We start from the raw sequence: 22,903 nt of genomic DNA, 5'->3' as shown, positions 1-22,903 counted from the left end.
TTCGTTAGTCTAACTGGTTTCAAAAAGCATCGCTATTCAAGTAAGATGTTCAACTATTAAATTTTGCCAAATCTGTAGGAGTGAACAAGAATGGCGAGTATTGAAGCGGCTTTAGCTGAAATTAAACGCGGCGTTGAAGAGCTAATCCCAGAAGATGAATTGATCGCGAAACTGAAAGAAAACCGTCCACTGCGCATTAAATTAGGTGCTGATCCAACGGCTCCAGATATCCATCTTGGACATACGGTGATCCTCAATAAATTACGTGCATTTCAAGATTTGGGCCATGAAGTTACCTTTTTGATTGGTGATTTCACGGGTATGGTTGGTGACCCAAGCGGTAAAAACACCACGCGTCCACCGCTCACTCGTGACGATGTTTTGCGTAATGCTGAAACCTATAAGACACAAGTGTTTAAGATTCTTGATCCGGCTAAAACGAAAATTCAGTTTAACTCTGAATGGTTGTCTCTATTGGGTGCGGAAGGCATGATCCGTCTTGCATCGAACCAAACAGTGGCACGCATGCTAGAGCGCGATGATTTCAAAAAGCGCTACGCTAATGGTCAGCCTATTGCCATTCATGAATTCATGTATCCACTCCTACAGGGTTATGATTCAGTCGCAATGGAGACAGATGTTGAGCTTGGCGGCACTGACCAAAAATTCAACCTATTGATGGGCCGTGAACTGCAAAAAGCACATGGTCAAAAACCACAAGTTGTCTTGATGATGCCACTGCTTGTTGGTTTGGATGGCGAGAAAAAAATGTCCAAATCAGCGCACAACTACATTGGTGTCAGTGAATCGCCAAGTGAAATGTTTGGCAAAATCATGTCGATCTCTGACACATTAATGTGGAGCTACTACGAGCTGCTTTCTTTCCGTCCATTGGAAGAAGTCGCACAGTTCAAAGCTGATGTTGAAAATGGCACGAACCCACGCGATCTTAAAATCTTGTTGGCGAAAGAGATCATTGCACGTTTTCACTCTAAAGAAGAGGCGGATGCGGCTGAGCAAGAGTTTATCAACCGCTTCCAAAAAGGTGCGATGCCAGAAGAGATGCCAGAATTTGAATTTGCAGCGGGTATTGCTATCACTAACCTGCTCAAAGAGGCGGGTTTAGTGGCTTCAACGTCTGATGCGATGCGAATGATCAAGCAAGGCGGTGCCAAACAAGATGGCGAAAAAATCGACGACAGCAAAAATGTACCAGCCGCGGGGACTTATGTTTACCAAGTCGGCAAGCGTAAGTTCGCACGAGTTATTGTAAAGTAAAAATCACAGTAAAGTGAACTGTCTATTCATCAAAGCGCCTAAGGGCGCTTTTTTGCTGGGCCTGATCTTGGCATATTAAAATCTTCAATCTGAATGGTGTGGTTGGGTATGTGTGAAATTGGAACGCATTGGATGCAAAGATCAGAGTGTATTTCGCCAAAGGCTTTGGTACAATTTGCGCACTGCTAATTGAGCAGTACTTTCGGAGATTTTTATGAACAATACCGACCATCCCCCTAGTATGAAGGGAGAAAAATAACCGCTTTCGGTATTGGCGATCTTCGCTCCTACCTTCAGTGGTAGGGCTTATCTTTTCTGATTTACTCCTCTCGATTTTTCTCCTGCTCTCTAGTTTGAGATGAAAACCTATCTATGAATTACATTGATGAACAATGACGTCATTGCTCATGAATATATTGCATTTGGGTATCATTTCGATGGTCGTTACCTTTGCCAATCGGGAGATTCGCCATGACGGTAATGAGCAACATTTATATTGAAAATTCACCTAACTTTTCTTTGGAAGAGATTGGTGCGGCTCGTAATGCATTTTTGCAGTACGAACAGCAAAAACAGGTACATTTATTGGCAGTGATGCCTATCGAAGAGGCAGTGGCGATTTTACGTCACTGTACTATTGGTTATGTTCAGCAACTACTCAGTGAATTAGATAAAGGGGGCTATGACATTCGCGCTCGCCATTACGCTAACCAATTGGGGTTTATTTACTCAGAAGTTGAAACGGCACAAAGCTATTTAACCACTAGCGTGATTGAACATGTAAAGCAGCGTATTGGCTGGATTATTGTATTGGCACTACTTGGTATCGTATCCGGGCTGATTATTACCCAGTACGAAGATACATTGAGCCAGCTTGTGCTCTTGGCTGTGTATATGCCTGTTATTGCCGCTGCAGGTGGGAATACTGGCTCGCAAGCTGCGACGTTAGTCGTGCGCGCGTTGGCGGTTGGTGAATTACGCAAACGTCAATGGTTGCGTGTATTATGGAAGGAGTGCCGTGTTGCGGTTTGTCTTGCGTTGGCTATCTCTGCGGTGATGGTGGCTCGCATTATGTTGTTTAGTGATGCCAACTCAACCGGAGGCTTTCCACTAGAAAACATTGCGTTTGCAATTGCGGTTGCGCTCTTTATCCAAGTCACTATTTCTACGACAATTGGCGGCTTATTACCCATTGCTGCGCGCGTTTTTAACTTAGATCCTGCGGTATTAGTTAGCCCTGTACTGGCTTCTATCGTCGATATTTCGGGTATGTGGATCTACTTTAACGTGGTGAACTATTCATTAGGACTGAGCTGACTGAACTTAACGACATCTTCAAAGAAGAGCGTCTCAAATTGAGCAATTGGGGCGGTAACACTAGTGTTATCGCCTTGATCTTGCGGATAATAATCAGTGATGAATTGAACAAATAATGTACTCGGTTTTCCTTGTTTATCTAAACCGAAGCCCGCCATGTTATGCGTTCCATAAAGCGAACCACTTTTGGCAATCAGCTGCCCTTGTACAGCTTGGCCACGCATACTACGTCGGTACTGTAAGGTACCGGATTCACCTGCTTTAGGCATGATGTCAATAAGCTTAAGGGTTTGATTATTAATCCAAATGTAATTCAGCACATCCACCATATTTTGTACTGACAGGCGGTTGTTACGTGATAAACCCGAACCATCAGCCAACTGAGCTTGTGCCAAGTTGATGCCTGTTCGAGAAAAAAGGATCTGCTTGATCGCCTCGGTGCCATTACTAAAACTGCCTGGTTGAATAAAAAAATGCTGGCCAAGTGTTTTGGTTAAACTGTCAGCAATCAAATTGTCAGACTCTTTAAGCATCATTTCTAACAACGGGTACAGTGGCATAGATTGATGTGTTGCTATCAATGAATCCTTTTCTATGCTCAGTTCATCTTGCTTTACACCCAGCTTAACCTCGCCTAGCAATTCAATGCCCACTTGTTTGAGTTGCTTATAAATCATACGTGTGGCGTATAAGTTTGGGTCTTGCACGGCAAACTTTAGTGGCAGAGGTTGTGTTCGCTCTGCCAAACAGCCGTCGAGTTGGTAATGGTTCTGCTCTGAAGTGCGCAGTTCTAAATCACAGCGAGCGCTCTCTTGTTCAGTCTTAGTGACACTTCTTGCGTAGCTGGTCACGTGAATGGGATAGTGCTCAGGCACATAAACCCGAGTTTTCCCGTTCGGTTGCGTATAAATAGAGGCTTGCACACAATTACCATCCAGAGTGATTGCACTTGATGGGGCGCTATAGCATACCCCTAGAATATCCCAAGGTGATCCAACCGCGCGGTCGTAACCTGAAAAGGCTGAATTATCTAACCAAAGGTTGCCTTTTATTTGTGAGATGCCCTGTTTTTTTAGCTCGCTGAGTAGCTGCTTCATATCTTGGCTGGTTAACGTAGGGTCGCCAGAGAAGTGAATAACAATGTCATCGCCATGTTGAGTTAGCTGAGTCGTGAAGCGAAATTGTTCGCCAAGCTCTAGCGTGGCGGCAAGCGCAGTGAGCATTTTTAAAGTGCTGGCAGGAGGGAAAAGCGCTTGTATGTTATTAGTATCTTGAAAAACCTGTGCAGTGGCTAAAGAGTGAACGAATAAACCCACCCGAGTACCTTGTGGCAGTGTTTGCAAAGGCGTATACGCCAAAGTCGATAAAGGAAAGAAAAACGAGAGGATGAATAAAAAAGTACTGCGGTTTAATAAGAGCATAACACGGCATTTCAGGGCGGAGTGTGCATACAGTATAGCGAGATAAAAAAACGCCTGCTAGCAAGCAGGCGTTTTAAATCTATGACATTAAGCCAAGAATTAGAAGTCGTAACGTAGACCTAGTGCTAGTTCGTCTTCAGATTTAGCTTTACCTACTTTGTCTGAATCAAGTAGGTTGAAGTTGTAAGAGATGTACGAACGGAAGTTAGGTTTGAAGAAGTAAGTTGCATCAACTGCAAAGCTATCCGCTTCATCTTTTTTAGCGCCAGAATTTTTAGACTCTAGGTAGTTGTATGTAGAAGTGAATACAGCTTGACCCATAGTGTATTTTGCTGCTAGCTCATAACCAGTTTTATCTGTTTTGCTTGCTGCTTTGTCTTGACCATCAACAAAAGTACCAGCGAAGTAGAAATCAGAGATAGCGTAAGACGCTGCTAGCATATATTGATCAGAAGACGCATTCGCTGCTGTATCTTGATCTGCGTAACCCGCACCTAGCTTAACGCCAGTGTCGCCGATTGCGTAGATAGCTGATAGAGAGTAGCCATCTGCATTGTTGTCTGTGATTGCAGACGTGCTTTCTTGACGGTCAGCAAAACGGTAGCTTGCTTTAACGCCTAGATCAGCAAATTGACCTTTATAAGCCACCATGTTGTCTACGCGGTCTGCTACAACAATTTTATACGCTGCTTTGTTGCCGTGGTATGACATGATATCGGTAAAGTCAGTGATAACACCTAGCGCGCCGTCATTTTTACCGTAAGTCACTTCACCGAAGTTACCGCCGATACCAGCATAAGTGTAACGGTTGTCCAAATCACCTTTGTTGTCAGCCGTGCCTTCATCAGCAGTAGTAAATTCGCCTTCGTAGAAACCAACGCCGTATAGGCTGTCGTTGATCGCTACTTTACCTAGGAAGTTTAGACGTACGCGTGATGCATCGTCCGCTTTACCATCTTTAAGAGAAAGACGTGCTTCTGCGCGGCCGCCCATTTCTAGAGATGTACCGTCTTGGTTGTATAGCTCACCAGCATTTACACCAGTTACTACTGCAGCAGCTGATACTGCTAAAGCAATCAGAGTTTTGTTCATCTTATTAGTCCTAATTTACTGTCCATAAATATTTTTATTTGCGACGTCTATATCGTCCTTCGAGTGCTTTTGAACATTGAGTTGCATAGGTTGGGTTTTGTAAACCTTCACTAACGTACAACCAAACGTTACTAGCATTTCGTGTTCTACTTTTTACTCTTAAGTTCCGAAATTAGTTAGTAAAATGATATAAAACAGGTTTATGAACACCTTTTTATTTCGTGTAAATAAATATCAAGTCTTTGTTTTTTATTTGGTTTATTGGTTTTTATCAACTGGTCTGAATAGTTTGTTTTTTATTTTTTTTTAGTGAAGTGGGTCGGTTTTTTGTGCAAAAACATTCGTGAAAATGAGCTTTGTGTCTGTTTTTTATCACTTTCCCCCAAACTCATTCACAGAAACCTGACAGGGGTCACGTGTGATTTAAGATGATTTAGTCACGAAGTTTGATTACACTGATTAGCAACTATGTTAATCCATGTACTACCTAACCTTTGTTGTGTTGGGTAGTTTTGTTTTGCCCAAATACGAATTTTGGCATTAGAGGTATAAAATGGAAAAAGTTCCAATGACAGTTCGTGGTGAACAATTGCTGCGCGAAGAGTTAGATAGGCTGCTAAAATTACGTCCACAAATTACCCAAGCTATTGCAACCGCACGTGAACTTGGCGACCTAAAAGAAAATGCGGAATATCACGCTGCTCGAGAAGAGCAAGGTATTTGTGAGGCTCAAATTCGTGATATTGAATATAAGCTATCTGTTGCTCAGGTGATCGATATCACTAAAATGGAAAATACAGGCAAAGTGATTTTTGGTTCAACAGTGACATTGATTGACAGTGATACTGATGAAGTGAAACGCTACCAGATTGTGGGTGAAGATGAAGCTGAGATTAAATCTGGGCGCATTTCTGTCAGCTCACCGATTGCCCGCGGTTTGATCGGTAAAATGGAAGGTGATGAGGTGATTATCGCTACTCCCGGTGGTGATAAAGATTTCGAAATCGATAAAGTTGAATACCTCTAATTCATTTCAACAACAATCAAAAAGGTCGCAGTATGCGACCTTTTTTTGTCTGTATCCATCAGAGTCAGAGCGTCGATAACGCGACTGATTACTTACGAGGGATCTCGATTTTACGTTGCTCGGTTTGACGAAATAGTACGAGAATCTTACCAATGGTTTGTACTTTTTCTGCGCCAGTCTCACGCACGATAGCATCGATAATCAACTGCTTAGTTTCGCGATCTTCGGATGCTACTTTCACTTTGATCAGTTCGTGGTGGTTGAGGGCAATCTCGATTTCCGCTAGAACAGCCTCAGTGAGTCCATTCGCGCCCATCAGTACAACAGGTTTCAAACTGTGTGCTAGGCCTTTAAGGTGCTGCTTTTGTTTGGTGCTTAGGTTCATTATGCGGCCAATTTTATTTAATATAAGGGTTGAAAAAAGCTATTTTAACGCCATCTATCCCTGAAGACTATATTTTCTACCATACTTTCTTGGATGGAAACATTTCAGTTAGGAATCGAATGAGTAAACAGAAGCATTCGGCCAGCTCTAGTCGCTGGTTGAAAGAACATTTTGATGATAAATACGTGAATGAAGCCAAAAAGAGAGGTTATCGTTCGCGTGCTATTTTCAAAATAGAAGAGATTCAAAATAAAGATAAACTGCTTAGGCCAGGAATGACTGTTGTGGATTTAGGGGCGGCTCCCGGTGGGTGGTCTCAATATTCAGCGGGTATCGTCGGTGATAAAGGCCGAGTGATCGCGTGTGATATTTTGCCGATGGATCCTATTGTTGGGGTTGCTTTCTTACAAGGCGATTTTCGTGAAGAGGCCGTGCTGGACGCACTATTAGATCGTATACAGCCTGATATGGTTGATGTGGTGATGTCAGACATGGCACCTAACATCGCCGGAAATAATTCGGTTGATCAGCCAAGGGCAATGTATTTGGTTGAACTAGCTCTAGATATGTGTCGACAAGTTCTTACTCCAAATGGTAGTTTTGTGGTCAAGGTTTTTCAGGGAGAAGGCTTTGATGATTATGTCAAAGAAGTTCGAAACCTGTTTAAAGTCGTGAAAATAAGAAAACCAGACTCTTCGCGAGCTCGCTCAAGAGAAGTCTTTGTTGTAGCCACTGGTTACAAAGGTTAACGTTTTTGCTGTACAAGGCATAAGTTAACATATGGCTACAGGTTACAAACTGTAGTACCCTACCTTTAATTACAATTAGTTATCGCGAGGCTTACACCTTGAGTGATATGGCAAAAAATTTAATTCTGTGGCTAGTTATAGCTGTCGTTTTAATGTCGGTATTCCAGAGCTTTGGCCCTGGTGATAGTAACGGCAAAGCAGTGGATTACACCACGTTCGTACAGGAAGTTGGCCAAGGCCAGATTCAAGAAGCTCAATTTAACAATAGTGAAATTTCCTTTACTCGTAGAGGCGGTGGTACTCGCTATGTAACTTACATGCCCGTGTACGATCAAAAACTGCTTGATGATTTGATTAATCAAAACGTTAAAGTACAAGGTACACCACCAGAAGAGCAAAGTTTGCTCGGGACCATTTTTATCTCTTGGTTCCCAATGATCCTACTGATCGGTGTTTGGATATTCTTCATGCGTCAAATGCAAGGTGGCGGTGGCAAAGGTGCCATGTCATTTGGTAAGAGCAAAGCTCGAATGATGAGTGAAGAGCAAATCAAAACCACGTTCGGTGATGTGGCTGGTTGTGACGAAGCGAAAGAAGATGTGAAAGAGCTTGTGGATTACTTGCGTGATCCGAGTCGCTTCCAAAAACTGGGTGGGAAAATTCCAACGGGTGTTTTGATGGTTGGTCCTCCTGGTACAGGTAAAACATTACTGGCAAAAGCAATTGCTGGTGAGGCGAAAGTACCGTTCTTCACTATATCTGGTTCTGATTTCGTTGAAATGTTTGTTGGTGTCGGTGCATCTCGTGTACGTGACATGTTCGAGCAAGCGAAAAAGGCTTCACCTTGTATCATCTTTATTGATGAGATTGATGCGGTAGGTCGTCAACGTGGTGCTGGTGTCGGCGGCGGTCACGATGAGCGTGAGCAGACTTTAAACCAAATGTTGGTTGAAATGGATGGTTTTGAAGGCAATGAAGGCGTTATCGTCATTGCGGCAACTAACCGTCCAGACGTTTTAGACCCAGCATTGCTGCGTCCGGGGCGTTTTGACCGTCAAGTGGTGGTCGGTTTACCTGATGTTCGCGGCCGTGAACAGATCTTGAAAGTTCATATGCGCAAAGTACCTTTAGCTGGTGATGTTGAACCTTCATTGATTGCTCGCGGAACACCGGGTTTCTCTGGTGCCGACTTGGCGAACTTAGTGAACGAGGCGGCGTTATTCTCTGCTCGCGGTAACAAACGCAATGTTTCAATGGTTGAGTTTGAGTTAGCAAAAGACAAAATCATGATGGGTGCTGAACGTCGTTCGATGGTGATGTCTGAAGAAACTAAAGCATCGACAGCTTATCATGAAGCAGGACACGCCATTGTTGGTCGTTTGGTACCTGAACATGACCCTGTTTATAAAGTATCGATTATTCCACGTGGTCGAGCTTTAGGTGTAACGATGTACTTGCCTGAACAAGACCGAGTTAGCATGTCGAAGCTGCATCTTGAGTCTATGATTTCAAGCTTGTATGGCGGTCGTTTAGCGGAAGAGTTAATTTACGGCCCAGAAAACGTTTCAACTGGTGCATCAAACGATATCGAACGTGCGACAGCCATTGCTCGTAAAATGGTTACTCAATGGGGCTTTTCGGAAAAACTTGGCCCATTGTTGTATGCAGAAGATGAAGGTGAAGTCTTCTTAGGGCGCAGCGTGACTCAAACTAAGCATGTGTCTGAAGATACTGCTAAGTTGATTGATGACGAAGTTCGTAAAATTATTGACCGCAACTATGATCGTGCGCGTAAAATCCTTGAAGATAATATGGATATTATGCATGCAATGAAAGATGCGTTGATGAAATACGAAACGATTGATGCAGGCCAAATTGATGACTTAATGGAGCGTAAAACCGAGATTCGCGAACCTGCAGGTTGGGCTGATCAAGCCAAAGCTCAAGCAGAAAAAGCGGAAGCGGAAAAAGCTCAAGAGCCAAAAGTAGAGCCAGCAGCAGAAGACGAAGTAGCCACTGAGTCCTCAGAAAAGAAAGATGCTGAGTAATCGTTAATATTCAAATTAAACCCCGAGCTTTCTCGGGGTTTTTGTGTTTTAGAGCAAAATGAAGATTCAAACCCCAACAAAGACACTTATCCTCGATCGTCCTCATGTCATGGGTATCTTGAACATGACTCCGGATTCATTTTCCGATGGTGGAAAATTTAACGCGCTAGATTTGGCACTAGAGCATGCCGATACAATGATTGCCGCAGGTGTCAGCATTATTGATATTGGAGGGGAGTCAACTCGGCCGGGGGCTCCAGAAGTGACTCTCGATGACGAATTATCTCGTGTTATTCCTATTATTAAAGCTATTCGTGCAAAGTATGACGTCTGGATTTCAATTGACACCAGTAAAGCTGAAGTGATGCGTCAGGCGGTTGAGGCTGGTGCTGACTTGATTAATGATGTTCGTGCACTGCAAGAGCCGGGGGCATTAGAGGTTGCGGCTAAAGCACAAGTGCCTGTCTGTATCATGCATATGCAAGGCCAGCCACGAACGATGCAAACCAGTCCACATTACCAAGATGTGTTAGCGGATGTTAAGCTCTTTCTAGAAGATCGAGTCGCAGCGTGCGAGCGCGCGGGGATCGCGCGTGCAAATATTATCCTCGACCCCGGTTTTGGATTTGGCAAAACCATTGAGCATAATTATTATCTGCTTGCACATCTAGACGCATTTCATCAGCTAGGTTTGCCGATATTGGCTGGAATGTCTCGTAAGTCAATGATTTTTAAACTACTCAATAAAAAACCAGCTGAATGTATGGTGGCGAGCGTTACCTGTGCAGCTGTAGCTGCAATGAAAGGTGCACAGATTATTCGTGTCCATGATGTGAACGAAACCATTGAAGCAATGAAAATAGTACAAACCATTATTCAAAATAGTTAACAATAATAATTAAGGAAAAATCATGTCTGACAAAAGACGTTACTTTGGTACAGATGGTGTCCGCGGTAAAGTTGGACAGTATCCTATCACTCCCGATTTCGTATTAAAACTTGGCTGGGCGGCTGGACGTGTATTGGCAAAACAAGGCACGAAAAAAGTCATTATTGGTAAAGATACGCGTATTTCAGGTTATATGCTTGAGTCGGCTCTAGAAGCGGGCTTAGCCGCTGCAGGATTAAAGGCGATTTTTACCGGACCTATGCCGACGCCAGCTGTTGCTTACCTGACTCAAACCTTTCGTGCAGAAGCGGGGATCGTTATCTCAGCGTCGCATAACCCTTATTACGATAACGGCATCAAATTCTTCTCATCCGAAGGGACTAAATTACCTGATGAAATTGAATTGGAGATCGAAGCTGAATTGGATAAACCGATTGAGTGTGTCGAGTCTGCCGAACTTGGTAAGGCTTCACGTATGGTCGACGCTGCAGGGCGGTATATCGAGTTTTGTAAAAGTACCTTTCCATCGCAATGGAATTTATCAAAGCTGAAAATCGTCGTTGACTGTGCTCATGGTGCCACCTATCACATCGCGCCTAATGTCTTTAAGGAACTTGGCGCTGAAGTGATAGCAATGGGGGTTGAGCCAGATGGTCTGAATATTAATGATGAAGTTGGAGCAACGGATGTCCGCGCGTTGCAACAGCGCGTTGTGGCAGAAAAAGCAGATTTAGGACTGGCATTCGATGGTGATGGCGATCGCTTAATTATGGTTGATGAGCTTGGCAATAAAGTGGATGGAGATCAAATTGCCTATATCATCGCCCGTGATGCCCTGCGACGTGGAGAATTAAAAGGTGGTGTTGTTGGAACGCTAATGACAAACCTTGGTATGGAAAACGGCTTAAAGCAGTTAGGTATCCCTTTTGTGCGAGCGGCGGTTGGTGACCGTTATGTGATGGAAAAATTGCTGGCAAAAGGTTGGAAAATTGGCGCAGAAAATTCAGGGCACATCATACTGCTAGACAAAGTGACTACGGGTGATGCGATTGTTGCGGCGTTGCAAGTTCTTGCTTCCGTTGTGGGCAGTGAAATGTCGCTCAATGAACTGGCTAAAGGCATGACGCTTTACCCGCAGGTTTTAGAAAACGTACGTTTTAGTGGTGATTCCAACCCATTAGAAGCCGAAGCGGTAAAAGCGGCTGTAGCTGCCGTAGAAGCGGAACTTGGTAACCAAGGTCGAGTGCTCTTGCGTAAATCAGGTACTGAACCTTTATTGCGCGTGATGGTGGAAGGGGAAGATGCTGAGCTAGTAAAAAATTCAGCATTAAAGATAGCGCAAGCGGTTAAAGATAATTGCTAACCAGACAAATAATATGAGTTAACCTAGGATTTCATGACCGTAATTTGGCTTGAAATCTTATGGTTAGCTGTACACATAGAGTGTTGTTGCCCTTTTTTTAACCGTTTGAAGCATAAACTCCATTTTTTTATAAAATACTCCTTGTCAGCATGGGATGCATTCGTTAGTATTGCGTCCGCCTTCGTTGAGGAGGTCGCTAGCCTTGTTCAAGTCAGTTGATAAGAACGGCGCTGGCTCAACTATTTGGAACATAGGTGGAAGTAATGTTTACAGTTCTACTTGTGATTTACCTGTTGGCAGCGCTTGGTATCATTGGCCTAGTGTTAATTCAACAAGGTAAAGGCGCAGATATGGGAGCCTCTTTCGGTGCTGGCGCGTCAAACACTGTGTTTGGTGCTAGTGGCTCAGGAAATTTCCTAACCCGAATGACTGCAATTTTTGCAACCGTATTCTTCATTCTTAGTTTGGCATTGGGCAATTTGTCTACGCATAAAACTGAATCACAATGGATTGACCCAACTAAAGGTCAAGTGATTGAGCAAACTACGGATACAGCGAGTGACGTTCCAGTAAAATCTGGTGACGAAATCCCGCAATAACTTATCTTAGATAAGTACAAATAATTGCCGAGATGGTGAAATTGGTAGACACACTAGCATGAGGTGCTAGCGCCTTAGGTGTGAGGGTTCGAGTCCCTCTCTCGGCACCATTATTTACAAACTTGTAAATCACTTGATAGAGCGTATAATGCTCGCAAGTCGGACGCGGGGTGGAGCAGCTTGGTAGCTCGTCGGGCTCATAACCCGAAGGTCGTCGGTTCAAATCCGGCCCCCGCAACCAATTCTTTTTGGGTTTTGGATGCAAGTTTGTGCAGTGTCAACCTCACTGCAATTGAGAATTTAGATTCTCAATCATCAGGGTCCAGCAACAAAAAACCCCGACTAATCGGGGTTTTTTGTTATCTGAGTTTCTCAAGTATGAGATTTTCAGATAGTTGCTTGGAATTTAAATTGGGCTCTGTGCCCTTTTTTTGTTTCTGGAGTGGTTTAAATGACTGGTTTAGAAAGACAACTTACTGAAATGCTTGACGCTCCAGTAGCGGCATCAGGTTATGAGTTAGTTGGATTAGAATTTATTCGTGCCGGAGAGCACTCAACATTACGCATCTATATTGATCATGAAAACGGTATTAACGTTGATGATTGCGCAGAAGTGAGCCATCAAGTGAGTGCTGTGCTCGATGTTGAAGATCCAATTTCTGTGGCTTACAACCTAGAAGTTTCTTCACCAGGTTTAGAGAGACCACTTTTTAAAGCAGCGCATTATGAACAGTTTATTGGTCACGAAGTCAGCATCGTTTTGAAAATGGGTGTCGGCAACCGTCGCAAATGGAAAGGAATTATCCATTCTATTGATGGCGAAACCGTTGCAATTAGCGTTGATGGGAAAGAAGAACTATTTGCGCTAAGCAATATTTCTAAAGCTAACCTGATCCCTAAATTTTAGTTCTCCTAGAGAAAAGAGCTTAAGAGGCTAGATTAAATGAGTAAAGAAATTTTAGCGGTAGTTGAGGCGGTTTCGAACGAGAAGGCCGTACCTCGTGAGCGTATTTTTGAGGCGCTTGAAACTGCGCTTGCCACATCAACAAAGAAGAAACATGAAATTGAAGTCGATGTACGTGTTGCTATCGACCGTAAAACGGGTGAGTTTGAAACTTTTCGCCGTTGGTTAATCGTTGAAAATGTTGAACATCCAACAAAAGAAATTTCATACGATGCAGCTAAATACGACGACGAAACAGCTGAACTTGGTCAATATATTGAAGATCAAATTGAATCAGTGACCTTTGACCGTATTACAACACAAACAGCAAAACAAGTTATCGTACAAAAAGTGCGTGAAGCTGAACGTGCGCAAATCGTCGAACAGTTTATTGATAACGAAGGTGAGTTGGTTACTGGCGTTGTTAAGAAAGTAAACCGTGATTCGGTTATTCTGGATTTAGGTAATAACGCTGAAGCGGTTATTTTACGTGATGACCAGCTACCGCGTGAAAACTTTCGTCCAGGTGACCGAGTTCGTGGTCTGCTATATGCTGTACGCCCTGAAGCGCGCGGATTCCAACTCTTCATTACTCGTTCAAAACCAGAAATGCTCGCTGAGCTATTCCGTGTAGAAGTGCCAGAAATCGGTGAAGAGCTGATTGAATTGAAAGCCGCGGCTCGTGATCCGGGTTCGCGTGCGAAAATTGCAGTCAAAACCAATGACAAACGCATTGACCCTGTGGGCGCGTGTGTCGGTATGCGTGGAGCACGTGTTCAAGCCGTATCGAGTGAGCTCGGCGGTGAGCGCATTGATATCGTTCTTTGGGATGATAACCCAGCTCAATTTGTTATCAATGCAATGGCACCAGCAGATGTTGCATCGATCATCATGGATGAAGATACGCACTCAATTGATATTGCTGTTGAAGCGGATAACCTAGCGCAAGCAATCGGTCGTAATGGTCAAAACGTACGTCTCGCTTCTCAACTGACTGGTTGGGAATTGAATGTTATGACGGTTGCTGATCTACAGAAAAAACATCAAGAAGAATCGATGGCTTCTATTGAAAACTTCATGAAGTACCTCGATATCGAGCAAGACTTCGCTGAGTTATTGGTTGAAGAAGGCTTCTCAACGCTTGAAGAAGTGGCTTATGTGCCAGTTGCTGAGCTACTTGAAGTTGACGGCCTAGATGAAGATATCATCGAAGCATTGCGTACTCGCGCGAAGAATGCGTTGACCACGATTGCGCTAGCACAAGAAGAGTCTTTTGAAGGGTTAGAGCCAGCAGAAGATCTGCTCGCACTAGAAGGTTTAGAGCGTGAAATGGCCTTTAAACTCGCAGCGAAAGGCATAGTCACATTAGAAGATCTTGCTGACCAAGGTATTGATGACCTCGAAAATATTGAAGGTCTAACAGAAGAGCGTGCAGGTCAATTGATCATGGCAGCGCGCAATATTTGTTGGTTTAGCGAAGAAGAATAATTCTCAGCAAGGGGAGAGAGCGGCATGACACAACTTACAGTTAAAGCACTGAGTGAAGAAATTGGTACGCCAGTTGACCGCTTGTTAGAACAACTTGCTGATGCAGGCATGAACAAAACGAGTTCTGATAACGTTTCTGATGATGAAAAGCATAAGCTACTGTCACATCTTAGAAAAGAGCACGGTGATACCACTGGTGACTCAGAGCCGACTCGTTTGACGTTGCAGCGAAAAACACGCAGCACATTGAGCGTCAATGCCGGCGGCGGCAAAAGTAAGAATGTTCAAGTTGAAGTGCGTAAAAAACGTACCTACGTTAAGCGCAGTGCAGTAGACGATGAAGCAACACGTGAAGCGGAAGAAGCCGCACAACGTGAAGCACAAGAATTAGCAGCGCGTGAAGCACAAGCAAAAGCAGAGCGCGAAGCCGAAGAAAAAGCAAAGCGTGAAGCCGAAGAAAAAGCGAAGCGTGAGGCACAAGAGAAAGCGAAGGTTGAAGCACAAACGAATGCAACAGCTAACGCGGATGAGAAAGCAAAACGTTCTGCAGTGAAACCAGAACTTTCTGCTGAAAATAAAATGAAGCAAGAAGCAGCGCGAAAAGAAGCCGAAGAGCTTAAACGTCGTCAAGAAGCCGAAGCATTACGTAAAGCTGAAGAGGAAAGTCAGCGCCAGCTAGAAATAGCACGTGAATTGGCTGAGAAGAATAAAGAGCGTTGGTCTGCTGAAGAAGAGAAAAAGGGTAGTATGGAAGAAAATACAGATTACCATGTTACGACTTCAACGTATGCACGTGAAGCCGAAGATGAAGCAGATCGCCGTGAAGAAGGTGCTAGCCGTAAATCTACGAAAGCTAATAAGAGCAAAATCTCATCGCAGGATGATAAGCAAGAGCGCGGTACGCGCCGAGGCAAAGCTCGTAAAGGTCGTATGGCTAAACCTGCATCGATGCAACATGGTTTTGATAAAACAGCGGTTGTCGCTAAGCAAGATGTTGTGATCGGTGAAACGATTGTTCTTTCTGAACTGGCAAACAAAATGTCAGTGAAAGCAACTGAAGTTATCAAAGTGATGATGAAGATGGGCGCTATGGCAACCATCAACCAAGTGATCGACCAAGAAACCGCGCAATTAGTCGCTGAAGAAATGGGTCATAAAGTTCTCATCCGCAAAGAGAATGAACTGGAAGAAGCGATCCTTTCTGACCGTGATAACAAGTTTGAAGCAGTGCCTCGTGCGCCAGTTGTGACTATCATGGGCCACGTTGACCACGGTAAGACATCAACACTTGATTACATCCGTCGCACACACGTTGCATCAGGCGAGGCCGGTGGTATTACTCAGCACATTGGTGCTTACCACGTTGAAACACCAAACGGTATGATCACCTTCCTTGATACTCCTGGACACGCTGCATTTACTTCAATGCGTGCTCGTGGTGCTCAAGCGACAGATATCGTTGTATTGGTTGTTGCAGCAGATGATGGCGTGATGCCACAAACGGTTGAAGCGATTCAACATGCGAAAGCGGCGAATGTGCCACTTATCGTTGCAGTGAACAAAATCGATAAAGATGGCGCGAACCCAGATGGCGTGAAAAATGAGCTTGCTCAACACAACATCATTCCTGAAGAGTGGGGCGGTGAGAACATGTTTGTTCACATCTCTGCGAAACAGGGAACTAATATTGATGGTCTACTAGAAGCTATCCTACTTCAAGCTGAAGTTCTTGAGCTTCATGCTGTTAAAGATGGTATGGCGTCTGGTGTGGTGGTTGAATCTCGTCTTGATAAAGGCCGTGGCCCTGTAGCAACCGTTCTTGTTCAATCAGGAACACTACGCAAAGGCGACATCGTACTGTGTGGTCAAGAATATGGCCGTGTTCGTGCGATGCGCGACGAAACTGGTAACGAAGTTACGGAAGCGGGCCCATCAATTCCTGTTGAAATTCTAGGTTTGTCTGGTGTTCCAGCTGCCGGTGATGAAGCAACAGTAGTTCGTGATGAGCGTAAAGCACGTGAAGTGGCAAATTATCGTCAAGGTAAATTCCGTGATGTGAAGCTTGCACGTCAGCAGAAATCTAAGCTCGAAAACATGTTCTCTAACATGACAGCGGGCGAAGTGGCTGAACTGAACGTGGTACTAAAAGCAGACGTTCAAGGTTCGGTTGAAGCCATTGCTGATTCACTGCGTAACCTTTCAACTGATGAAGTGAAAGTGAACATCGTGGGTTCTGGTGTGGGTGGTATCACAGAAACTGACGCAGTACTTGCAGCAGCTTCTAACGCTATCGTACTTGGCTTTAACGTTCGAGCTGATGCATCAGCTCGTCGTACTATCGAATCTGAAAACTTAGACCTACGTTACTACTCAATCATTTATCAATTGATTGATGAAGTAAAAGCGGCCATGAGCGGCATGCTAGCACCAGAGTTTAAGCAAGAGATCATTGGTCTTGCTCAGGTTCGTGAAGTATTTAAATCACCTAAACTAGGTGCAGTTGCTGGTTGTATGGTGACTGAAGGCGTTATCAAACGTAATAGCCCTATCCGTGTTCTACGTGATAACGTGGTTATCTACGAAGGTGAGCTTGAGTCGCTACGTCGCTTTAAAGATGACGTGCAAGAAGTGAAGAATGGCTACGAATGTGGTATCGGCGTTAAGAACTACAATGATGTTCGCGTTGGTGACCAAATCGAAGTCTTCGAAACAGTGGAAATTAAACGTACACTGGATTAATTGACTGACGTTGCTGTATTGAAATAGACAGTAATCGGTTGTTGAATACACCATGGGGGGCTGGGTTGAACCATCCCCCCATTCTTTCTATATGTGAGAAAAGATATGTCAAAAGAATTTAGCCGCACGCAGCGCGTATCCCAACAGCTGCAAAAAGAACTCGCCATGATCATACAACGTGAAGTCCGTGACTCACGCTTAGGTATGGTGACGATTTCAGAAGTCGAAGTGTCACGTGACCTTGCTTATGCAAAAGTGTTTGTGACGTTTCTATGCGTTGGTGAGCAGACCCCAGAAAGCTGCTTAGCTGCGTTAAAAGAGCATGAAGTTCATATCCGCATGATGCTTGGCAAACGTATTCGCTTACGTTTGACACCAGAAATTCGCTTCACTTATGACAATACTTTGGTTGAAGGTATGCGCATGTCCAACTTGGTGACTGAAGTGGTCAGCAATGATAAGCGCAGACAGAAAGATGCAGGACGTGAAGATGAAGCGTCTGCAGAAGAAGGGAATGAATAGATGGCTCGTCGTCGTAAAGGTCGCCCAATCAACGGGGTAATTTTACTGGATAAGCCAACGGGTATCTCCTCGAATGATGCCTTACAAAAAGTAAAACGTATTTATTTTGCAGAAAAAGCCGGACACACTGGCGCGCTCGATCCTTTGGCAACAGGAATGTTGCCTATTTGCCTTGGTGAAGCGACAAAATTTTCTCAGTTTTTACTTGATTCAGATAAGCGTTATCGAGTCATTGCAAAACTGGGTGAGCGAACCAATACCTCTGATTCAGACGGAGAGGTAGTGGAAACACGTCCAGTCAATGTGCAATTAAATACCCTGCGAGAGTGCATCGAGCGTTTTCGTGGTGAAACCGACCAAATTCCGTCAATGTTTTCTGCACTGAAATATCAAGGCCGTCCTCTATATGAATACGCTCGTGAAGGCATTGATATTCCGCGCGAATCTCGACAAATCACTGTCTATGATATTGAATTGATTCGTTTCGAAGGTGATGAAGTTGAAATGGATGTGCACTGTTCGAAAGGCACGTATATCCGCACTATCGTGGATGACTTAGGTGAAATGCTTGGTTGTGGCGCACATGTGACCATGCTGCGTCGTACTGCGGTCGCGAAGTACCCATATGAGAAGATGGTGACTTTAGAGCAACTTGATGCATTGCTGCAACAGGCGCTGCGTGATGATGTCGCACCGAAAAATGTGTTGGACTCGTTATTGATGCCAATGGACAGTGCGGTGCAAGATTTGCCGGAAGTTAACCTTATTCCTGAGTTGGCAGACATGGTACAACATGGCCAACCAGTGCAAGTGTTGGGTGTGCCACTTGATGGCACAGTGCGCATGACCATGGGTGAAGAGAAACTCTTTATCGGTGTGGGTGAAATTGACCAAGATGGTCGTGTTGCGCCTAAGCGATTGGTCGTTTTTAGAGACGAAGAGTCGCTTTAAATAGCTATTGCTTAACGTTGGGGATTTCCCTATAATCCCGGCTTCGCGTAGCGGCTGAATCAGAGATTGGCTGCTACACCTTTAAACTTACTCTTATTAGGAGAGCATTATGTCTCTGAATGCAGAAACTAAAGCGGCAATCGTTGCTGAATACGCACGTGGCGAAGGCGACACTGGTTCACCAGAAGTACAAGTAGCACTACTAACTGCTTCTATCAACCACCTACAAGGTCACTTCAAAACTCACAAAGGCGATCACCACAGCCGTCGTGGTCTACTACGCATGGTTTCAAGCCGTCGTAAGCTTCTAGACTACCTAAAAGGTAAAGATTTAGGTCGTTACCAAGACCTAATCAAACGTCTTGAGCTACGTCGCTAAGATCAGTTTGTTCAGAAAAGGGGCTTTTAGCCCCTTTTTTGTTATCTAAATTTGGCACAATCTCTCCTAAGTCGCTATACTACCCGCCGTTAAAGTGTGTTGTATGTACTTTAACGCTTCATACTCATAGCATTACAGTCACCGAAGTCGGCCAGCAGGTCGCGGCTATTAAAAGTAGCGTTCAGATACCAGTGGGAGCGGCAAGCCCAACGCTTTGTTTCCCGTGATATAGAGCCTATTTTTACTAGTCGCGATTCGTAATGTCTTGAGTGTTATTTCATTCAATCTAGAGGCAACTCTAGAGCAAGGATAAACAATGTTTGATAAACCAGTAGTGAAATCATTCCAATACGGTAATCATACCGTCACTCTAGAAACCGGCGTTATCGCACGCCAAGCTACATCGGCTGTTATGGTCACTATGAACGATACCGCGGTATTCGTTTCTGTTGTTGGTAAAAAAGAAGCAGTAGAAGGTCAAGACTTCTTCCCTCTTACTGTTAACTACCAAGAGCGTACTTACGCAGCGGGTAAAATTCCAGGTGGCTTCTTCAAGCGTGAAGGTCGTCCATCAGAAGGCGAAACTTTGACTGCGCGTCTGATTGACCGCCCAATTCGTCCTCTTTTCCCTAATGCATTTAAAAATGAAGTTCAAGTCATCGCGACAGTGATGTCTGTAAACCCAGACGTTCAACCTGACATCGTAACTATGATTGGTACTTCAGCAGCACTTGCTATCTCTGGTATTCCATTCAATGGTCCTATTGGCGCGGCGCGCGTGGGTCACATTGATGGTCAATTAGTGCTTAACCCAAGCATGACCGAGCTTGCTGTATCTCGTCTTGATCTTGTGGTTGCAGGTACAGACAACGCGGTACTGATGGTTGAATCAGAAGCGGATAACCTAACTGAAGAAGAAATGCTAGCAGCGGTTGTTTACGGCCACGACCAACAACAAGCTGTGATTAAAGCGATCAATGAATTTGCTGCTGAAGTTGCCACTCCAGCTTGGGATTGGGTTGCTCCTCAAGAGAACACAGTACTTAACAGTAAGATCGCTGAACTAGCAGAAGCTAAGCTTGTTGAAGCTTACAAAATCACTGAAAAAATGGCTCGTTACGACCGTATTCATGAAATTTCTGCTGAAGTAAACAAAGTAATTCTTGCTGAAGATCCTGAAGCAAATGCGAAAGAAATCCACACTATCTTCCACGATTTAGAGAAGACGGTTGTACGTCGTAGCATTATTGCTGGCAACCCACGTATTGACGGTCGTGAAAAAGACATGGTTCGTGCGCTAGACGTACGCACTGGTATTCTTCCTCGTACTCACGGTTCTGCACTATTTACTCGTGGTGAAACTCAGGCAATCGTAACCGCTACTCTTGGTACTCAGCGTGATGCTCAAATCATCGATGAGCTAACAGGTGAGCGTAAAGATAACTTCCTACTACACTACAACTTCCCTCCATACTGTGTGGGCGAAACTGGTTTTGTAGGCTCTCCTAAGCGTCGTGAAATCGGCCACGGTAAACTGGCTAAGCGTGGTATCGCTGCTGTTATGCCTTCAGTGGAAGAGTTCCCATACACAGTTCGTGTCGTATCAGAAATCACAGAATCTAACGGTTCATCTTCAATGGCTTCGGTATGTGGTACTTCTCTTGCTCTGATGGATGCAGGTGTACCAATCAAGTCTTCAGTTGCAGGTATTGCAATGGGTCTTGTTAAAGAAGGCGATGATTTCGTTGTTCTTTCTGACATTCTTGGTGATGAAGATCACCTAGGTGACATGGACTTTAAAGTAGCGGGTACTAACCAAGGTATCACTGCACTGCAAATGGACATTAAGATCGAAGGTATCACCAAAGAGATCATGCAAATTGCGCTAAACCAAGCACAAGGTGCACGTAAGCATATCCTTTCTGTGATGGATCAAGCGATCTCTGGTGCTCGTGCTGAGATTTCTGAATTTGCACCACGCATTTACACCATGAAGATCAGCTCTGAGAAAATCAAAGACGTGATCGGTAAAGGTGGTGCTGTGATCCGGGCTCTAACTGAAGAGACGGGCACAACCATCGAAATCGAAGATGACGGCACAATCAAGATTGCAGCAACCGATAGCGCTCAAGCTAAAGAAGCGATTCGTCGCATTGAAGAGATCACGGCTGAAGTTGAAGTCGGCGCTATCTATACTGGTAAGGTCGCTCGTCTGGCTGATTTTGGCGCGTTCGTTAACATTCTTCCTGGTAAAGATGGTCTGGTACACATTTCTCAAATCGCGGATCAACGCATCGAGAAAGTGTCTGATTACTTGAAAGAAGGCCAAGAAGTTCAAGTTAAAGTACTTGAAATCGACCGCCAAGGCCGTGTTCGTCTAAGCATGAAAGAAGCGGTAGAGAAACCAGCTGAAGAAGTTGTTGCAGCACCAACGGCTGAATAAGGCCACTTTAAGCTTGAGAGGCACGGCGCTTTAGTCGCCTTTTCAACATAAAGCATGATATAAAGGGAGCGTTATTCGCTCCCTTTTTCATGCCTAGATTAATGCGATACACCCACTTATCTTGGGCTTTGGGGTACACAGGAGTTTTATTTGTGAAATGGTTTCCAACGGCCGCATTGAGTACTTTGATACTGATAATGTCGGGCTGCGCGTCAACTCAAAATGACAATCAAAGTCAATGGGTATACCCTCCGATGGCAGTGCCATTGCAGTCTTCATTACAGCAACAAGTTCAGATAGCGCGTTTGACGCAACTGCTACAACGTACTGATCTGCCTGATGATGTGCGGGCCAAAATGTTTTATGAGCGTGGTAACAACTATGACAGTGTTGGGCTACGCACTTTAGCACGTTTAGATTTTGAGCAGTCGCTCGCGCTTAACCCGGCGCAGCCTGATATCTTTAATTTATTAGGCGTGTATTACACGCAAGTTGCAGAGTTTGATGCCGCTTATGAGGCATTTGATTCGACATTAGAACTTGAACCTGACAATTTTTACGCTGAGCGTAACAGAGCCATCGCACTTTATTACGGCGACCGTACAGAACTTGCGTTAGAAGAGATTCGCGCACATTATCAACATGATCCTAGCGATCCCTTCCGTGCATTGTGGCTATATATTATTCAAAGTGAAAGCGAGCCTTTGCAGGCACGTGTGGATCTCTTCAATCGCTATCAAGTTCGAGATGATCAATGGGGATGGCTCTTGGTTGCGTTAACGCTTAAAGAGATATCGGAAGAGCAAGCTTTTAAGATGATCTTAGAAGAAGGCAGCGGTAATGCGATACAAGCACAGCGTTTAACTGAAGTCTATTTTTATCTCGCTAAGCGTTACCAACAAGAGGGAAATTACGCGCACGCGATCGCCTTGTACAAGCTTGCGTTGTCATTTAACGTCTACGAATATGTTGAGCATCGATACGCTTATCTTGAATTGGGGAAAATTTTCCAGCAAGTAAGAGCCGACTATTTAGCTAAGGCGAAAGCAGAACAGCCAGAGTCTCAGCAATAAATACCTTATTATATCCTTTTCCTTAAAGCCGCTGACTTTTTCAGCGGTTTTTTTGTTGCTTAACGATCTAAAGATCCATAAAATAGTTAGCCTTGATAACCATTTTGATTTGAAAAACAGTGAAACTAGAAGCTAACTTAGAAAAATTAGAGCGTTTTAGTGCCAAAATCTGGCGTCGGTATAGCAAAGCTGATCCC

General features: G+C 44.3%; 19 protein-coding genes and 2 tRNA genes. 18 read left to right on the top strand and 3 right to left on the bottom strand.

The genetic code is table 11. The features are described from left to right. Window positions 1–90 precede the first annotated feature (90 nt). Entirely contained in the window at window positions 91–1,278 is a 1,188-nt protein-coding gene (tyrS, locus tag B9J87_RS12715; RefSeq protein ID WP_019283242.1) for a tyrosine--tRNA ligase, read from the top strand. Window positions 1,279–1,749: 471 nt separating this feature from the next. After that, the gene (locus tag B9J87_RS12705) at window positions 1,750–2,595 is read left to right on the top strand and encodes a magnesium transporter (protein ID WP_026027515.1); all 846 of its coding nucleotides are present in this window, start codon (window positions 1,750–1,752) and stop codon (window positions 2,593–2,595) included. Here B9J87_RS12705 and dacB read toward each other — a convergent pair. Both dacB and ompU read right to left on the bottom strand, forming a co-directional pair. Further along, the gene (gene dacB, locus B9J87_RS12700; protein WP_094151058.1) at window positions 2,574–4,016 is read right to left on the bottom strand and encodes a serine-type D-Ala-D-Ala carboxypeptidase; all 1,443 of its coding nucleotides are present in this window, start codon (window positions 4,014–4,016) and stop codon (window positions 2,574–2,576) included. The genes B9J87_RS12705 and dacB overlap by 22 nt on opposite strands. Window positions 4,017–4,115: 99 nt before the next feature. Beyond that, on the bottom strand, window positions 4,116–5,108 hold the full coding sequence (gene ompU, locus B9J87_RS12695; protein ID WP_019281123.1) for a porin OmpU: 993 nt from the start codon (window positions 5,106–5,108) through the stop codon (window positions 4,116–4,118). A 553-nt stretch (window positions 5,109–5,661) separates the two neighbouring features. Here ompU and greA point away from each other — a divergent pair. Beyond that, window positions 5,662–6,135, top strand: coding sequence for a transcription elongation factor GreA (gene greA / locus B9J87_RS12690; RefSeq protein WP_013857625.1), 474 nt, complete (start codon window positions 5,662–5,664; stop codon window positions 6,133–6,135). Between the two features lie 88 nt (window positions 6,136–6,223). Here greA and yhbY read toward each other — a convergent pair whose 3' ends face one another. Continuing rightward, complete coding sequence (yhbY, locus tag B9J87_RS12685) at window positions 6,224–6,520, bottom strand: ribosome assembly RNA-binding protein YhbY (protein ID WP_010318529.1); 297 nt, start codon at window positions 6,518–6,520, stop codon at window positions 6,224–6,226. A gap of 119 nt (window positions 6,521–6,639) precedes the next feature. On the opposite strand from yhbY, the gene rlmE reads away from it, so the two are divergent. The 15 genes from rlmE (at window position 6,640) to nlpI (ending at window position 22,706) form a co-directional block, all read left to right on the top strand. Next, entirely contained in the window at window positions 6,640–7,269 is a 630-nt protein-coding gene (rlmE, locus tag B9J87_RS12680) for a 23S rRNA (uridine(2552)-2'-O)-methyltransferase RlmE (protein WP_047690104.1), read from the top strand. Between the two features lie 98 nt (window positions 7,270–7,367). After that, window positions 7,368–9,317, top strand: coding sequence for an ATP-dependent zinc metalloprotease FtsH (ftsH, locus tag B9J87_RS12675; protein WP_047690106.1), 1,950 nt, complete (start codon window positions 7,368–7,370; stop codon window positions 9,315–9,317). Window positions 9,318–9,375: 58 nt separating this feature from the next. Continuing rightward, entirely contained in the window at window positions 9,376–10,206 is an 831-nt protein-coding gene (gene folP, locus B9J87_RS12670) for a dihydropteroate synthase (RefSeq protein ID WP_094144262.1), read from the top strand. A gap of 22 nt (window positions 10,207–10,228) precedes the next feature. Beyond that, window positions 10,229–11,569 (top strand): phosphoglucosamine mutase, encoded by a 1,341-nt coding sequence (gene glmM / locus B9J87_RS12665; RefSeq protein WP_088720912.1) that lies wholly within the window; start codon window positions 10,229–10,231, stop codon window positions 11,567–11,569. Between the two features lie 263 nt (window positions 11,570–11,832). Beyond that, entirely contained in the window at window positions 11,833–12,168 is a 336-nt protein-coding gene (secG, locus tag B9J87_RS12660) for a preprotein translocase subunit SecG (RefSeq protein WP_010318534.1), read from the top strand. Window positions 12,169–12,194: 26 nt separating this feature from the next. Beyond that, window positions 12,195–12,278 (top strand) — tRNA-Leu (locus B9J87_RS12655). Window positions 12,279–12,332: 54 nt separating this feature from the next. Next, window positions 12,333–12,409: transfer RNA gene (locus B9J87_RS12650), tRNA-Met, on the top strand. A gap of 210 nt (window positions 12,410–12,619) precedes the next feature. After that, complete coding sequence (rimP, locus tag B9J87_RS12645; RefSeq protein ID WP_013857619.1) at window positions 12,620–13,075, top strand: ribosome maturation factor RimP; 456 nt, start codon at window positions 12,620–12,622, stop codon at window positions 13,073–13,075. 36 nt (window positions 13,076–13,111) lie between these two features. Continuing rightward, the gene (gene nusA / locus B9J87_RS12640; RefSeq protein ID WP_013857618.1) at window positions 13,112–14,599 is read left to right on the top strand and encodes a transcription termination factor NusA; all 1,488 of its coding nucleotides are present in this window, start codon (window positions 13,112–13,114) and stop codon (window positions 14,597–14,599) included. Between the two features lie 24 nt (window positions 14,600–14,623). Next, window positions 14,624–17,338 (top strand): translation initiation factor IF-2, encoded by a 2,715-nt coding sequence (gene infB / locus B9J87_RS12635; protein ID WP_017043248.1) that lies wholly within the window; start codon window positions 14,624–14,626, stop codon window positions 17,336–17,338. A 105-nt stretch (window positions 17,339–17,443) separates the two neighbouring features. Then, entirely contained in the window at window positions 17,444–17,860 is a 417-nt protein-coding gene (gene rbfA, locus B9J87_RS12630; RefSeq protein ID WP_026028089.1) for a 30S ribosome-binding factor RbfA, read from the top strand. After that, window positions 17,861–18,811 carry a tRNA pseudouridine(55) synthase TruB gene (truB, locus tag B9J87_RS12625; RefSeq protein WP_094151057.1) on the top strand — a complete coding sequence of 317 codons (951 nt, stop codon included), beginning with the start codon at window positions 17,861–17,863 and terminating at the stop codon, window positions 18,809–18,811. It begins immediately after the preceding gene. A gap of 109 nt (window positions 18,812–18,920) precedes the next feature. Beyond that, a complete protein-coding gene (gene rpsO, locus B9J87_RS12620) occupies window positions 18,921–19,190 on the top strand; it encodes a 30S ribosomal protein S15 (protein WP_010318921.1) in 270 nt (89 codons plus the stop codon). 316 nt (window positions 19,191–19,506) lie between these two features. Next, complete coding sequence (pnp, locus tag B9J87_RS12615; RefSeq protein ID WP_094151055.1) at window positions 19,507–21,633, top strand: polyribonucleotide nucleotidyltransferase; 2,127 nt, start codon at window positions 19,507–19,509, stop codon at window positions 21,631–21,633. Window positions 21,634–21,785: 152 nt separating this feature from the next. Beyond that, window positions 21,786–22,706 (top strand): lipoprotein NlpI, encoded by a 921-nt coding sequence (nlpI, locus tag B9J87_RS12610; protein WP_176428310.1) that lies wholly within the window; start codon window positions 21,786–21,788, stop codon window positions 22,704–22,706. Window positions 22,707–22,903 lie beyond the last annotated feature (197 nt).

The organism is Vibrio sp. V19_P1S1T109, assembly GCF_002241375.1.
In the GTDB taxonomy this organism is placed as follows: Bacteria; Pseudomonadota; Gammaproteobacteria; order Enterobacterales; family Vibrionaceae; genus Vibrio; species Vibrio anguillarum.
The sequence above is the reverse complement of the archived record's forward strand: the minus strand, read 5'-3'. Positions and strand labels throughout refer to the sequence as shown.

Excerpts from the sequence above, each read along its gene's own strand:
- glmM (WP_088720912.1), top strand. The coding sequence starts at position 10,229 with ATGTCTGACAAAAGACGTTACTTTGGTACAGATGGTGTCCGCGGTAAA.
- truB (WP_094151057.1), top strand. The coding sequence starts at position 17,861 with ATGGCTCGTCGTCGTAAAGGTCGCCCAATCAACGGGGTAATTTTACTG.
- pnp (WP_094151055.1), top strand. The coding sequence starts at position 19,507 with ATGTTTGATAAACCAGTAGTGAAATCATTCCAATACGGTAATCATACC.
- rimP (WP_013857619.1), top strand. The coding sequence starts at position 12,620 with ATGACTGGTTTAGAAAGACAACTTACTGAAATGCTTGACGCTCCAGTA.
- ompU (WP_019281123.1), bottom strand. The coding sequence starts at position 5,108 with ATGAACAAAACTCTGATTGCTTTAGCAGTATCAGCTGCTGCAGTAGTA.
- rpsO (WP_010318921.1), top strand. The coding sequence starts at position 18,921 with ATGTCTCTGAATGCAGAAACTAAAGCGGCAATCGTTGCTGAATACGCA.
- yhbY (WP_010318529.1), bottom strand. The coding sequence starts at position 6,520 with ATGAACCTAAGCACCAAACAAAAGCAGCACCTTAAAGGCCTAGCACAC.
- infB (WP_017043248.1), top strand. The coding sequence starts at position 14,624 with ATGACACAACTTACAGTTAAAGCACTGAGTGAAGAAATTGGTACGCCA.
- folP (WP_094144262.1), top strand. The coding sequence starts at position 9,376 with ATGAAGATTCAAACCCCAACAAAGACACTTATCCTCGATCGTCCTCAT.
- rlmE (WP_047690104.1), top strand. The coding sequence starts at position 6,640 with ATGAGTAAACAGAAGCATTCGGCCAGCTCTAGTCGCTGGTTGAAAGAA.
- secG (WP_010318534.1), top strand. The coding sequence starts at position 11,833 with ATGTTTACAGTTCTACTTGTGATTTACCTGTTGGCAGCGCTTGGTATC.
- rbfA (WP_026028089.1), top strand. The coding sequence starts at position 17,444 with ATGTCAAAAGAATTTAGCCGCACGCAGCGCGTATCCCAACAGCTGCAA.
- nusA (WP_013857618.1), top strand. The coding sequence starts at position 13,112 with ATGAGTAAAGAAATTTTAGCGGTAGTTGAGGCGGTTTCGAACGAGAAG.
- B9J87_RS12705 (WP_026027515.1), top strand. The coding sequence starts at position 1,750 with ATGACGGTAATGAGCAACATTTATATTGAAAATTCACCTAACTTTTCT.
- tyrS (WP_019283242.1), top strand. The coding sequence starts at position 91 with ATGGCGAGTATTGAAGCGGCTTTAGCTGAAATTAAACGCGGCGTTGAA.
- dacB (WP_094151058.1), bottom strand. The coding sequence starts at position 4,016 with ATGCTCTTATTAAACCGCAGTACTTTTTTATTCATCCTCTCGTTTTTC.
- greA (WP_013857625.1), top strand. The coding sequence starts at position 5,662 with ATGGAAAAAGTTCCAATGACAGTTCGTGGTGAACAATTGCTGCGCGAA.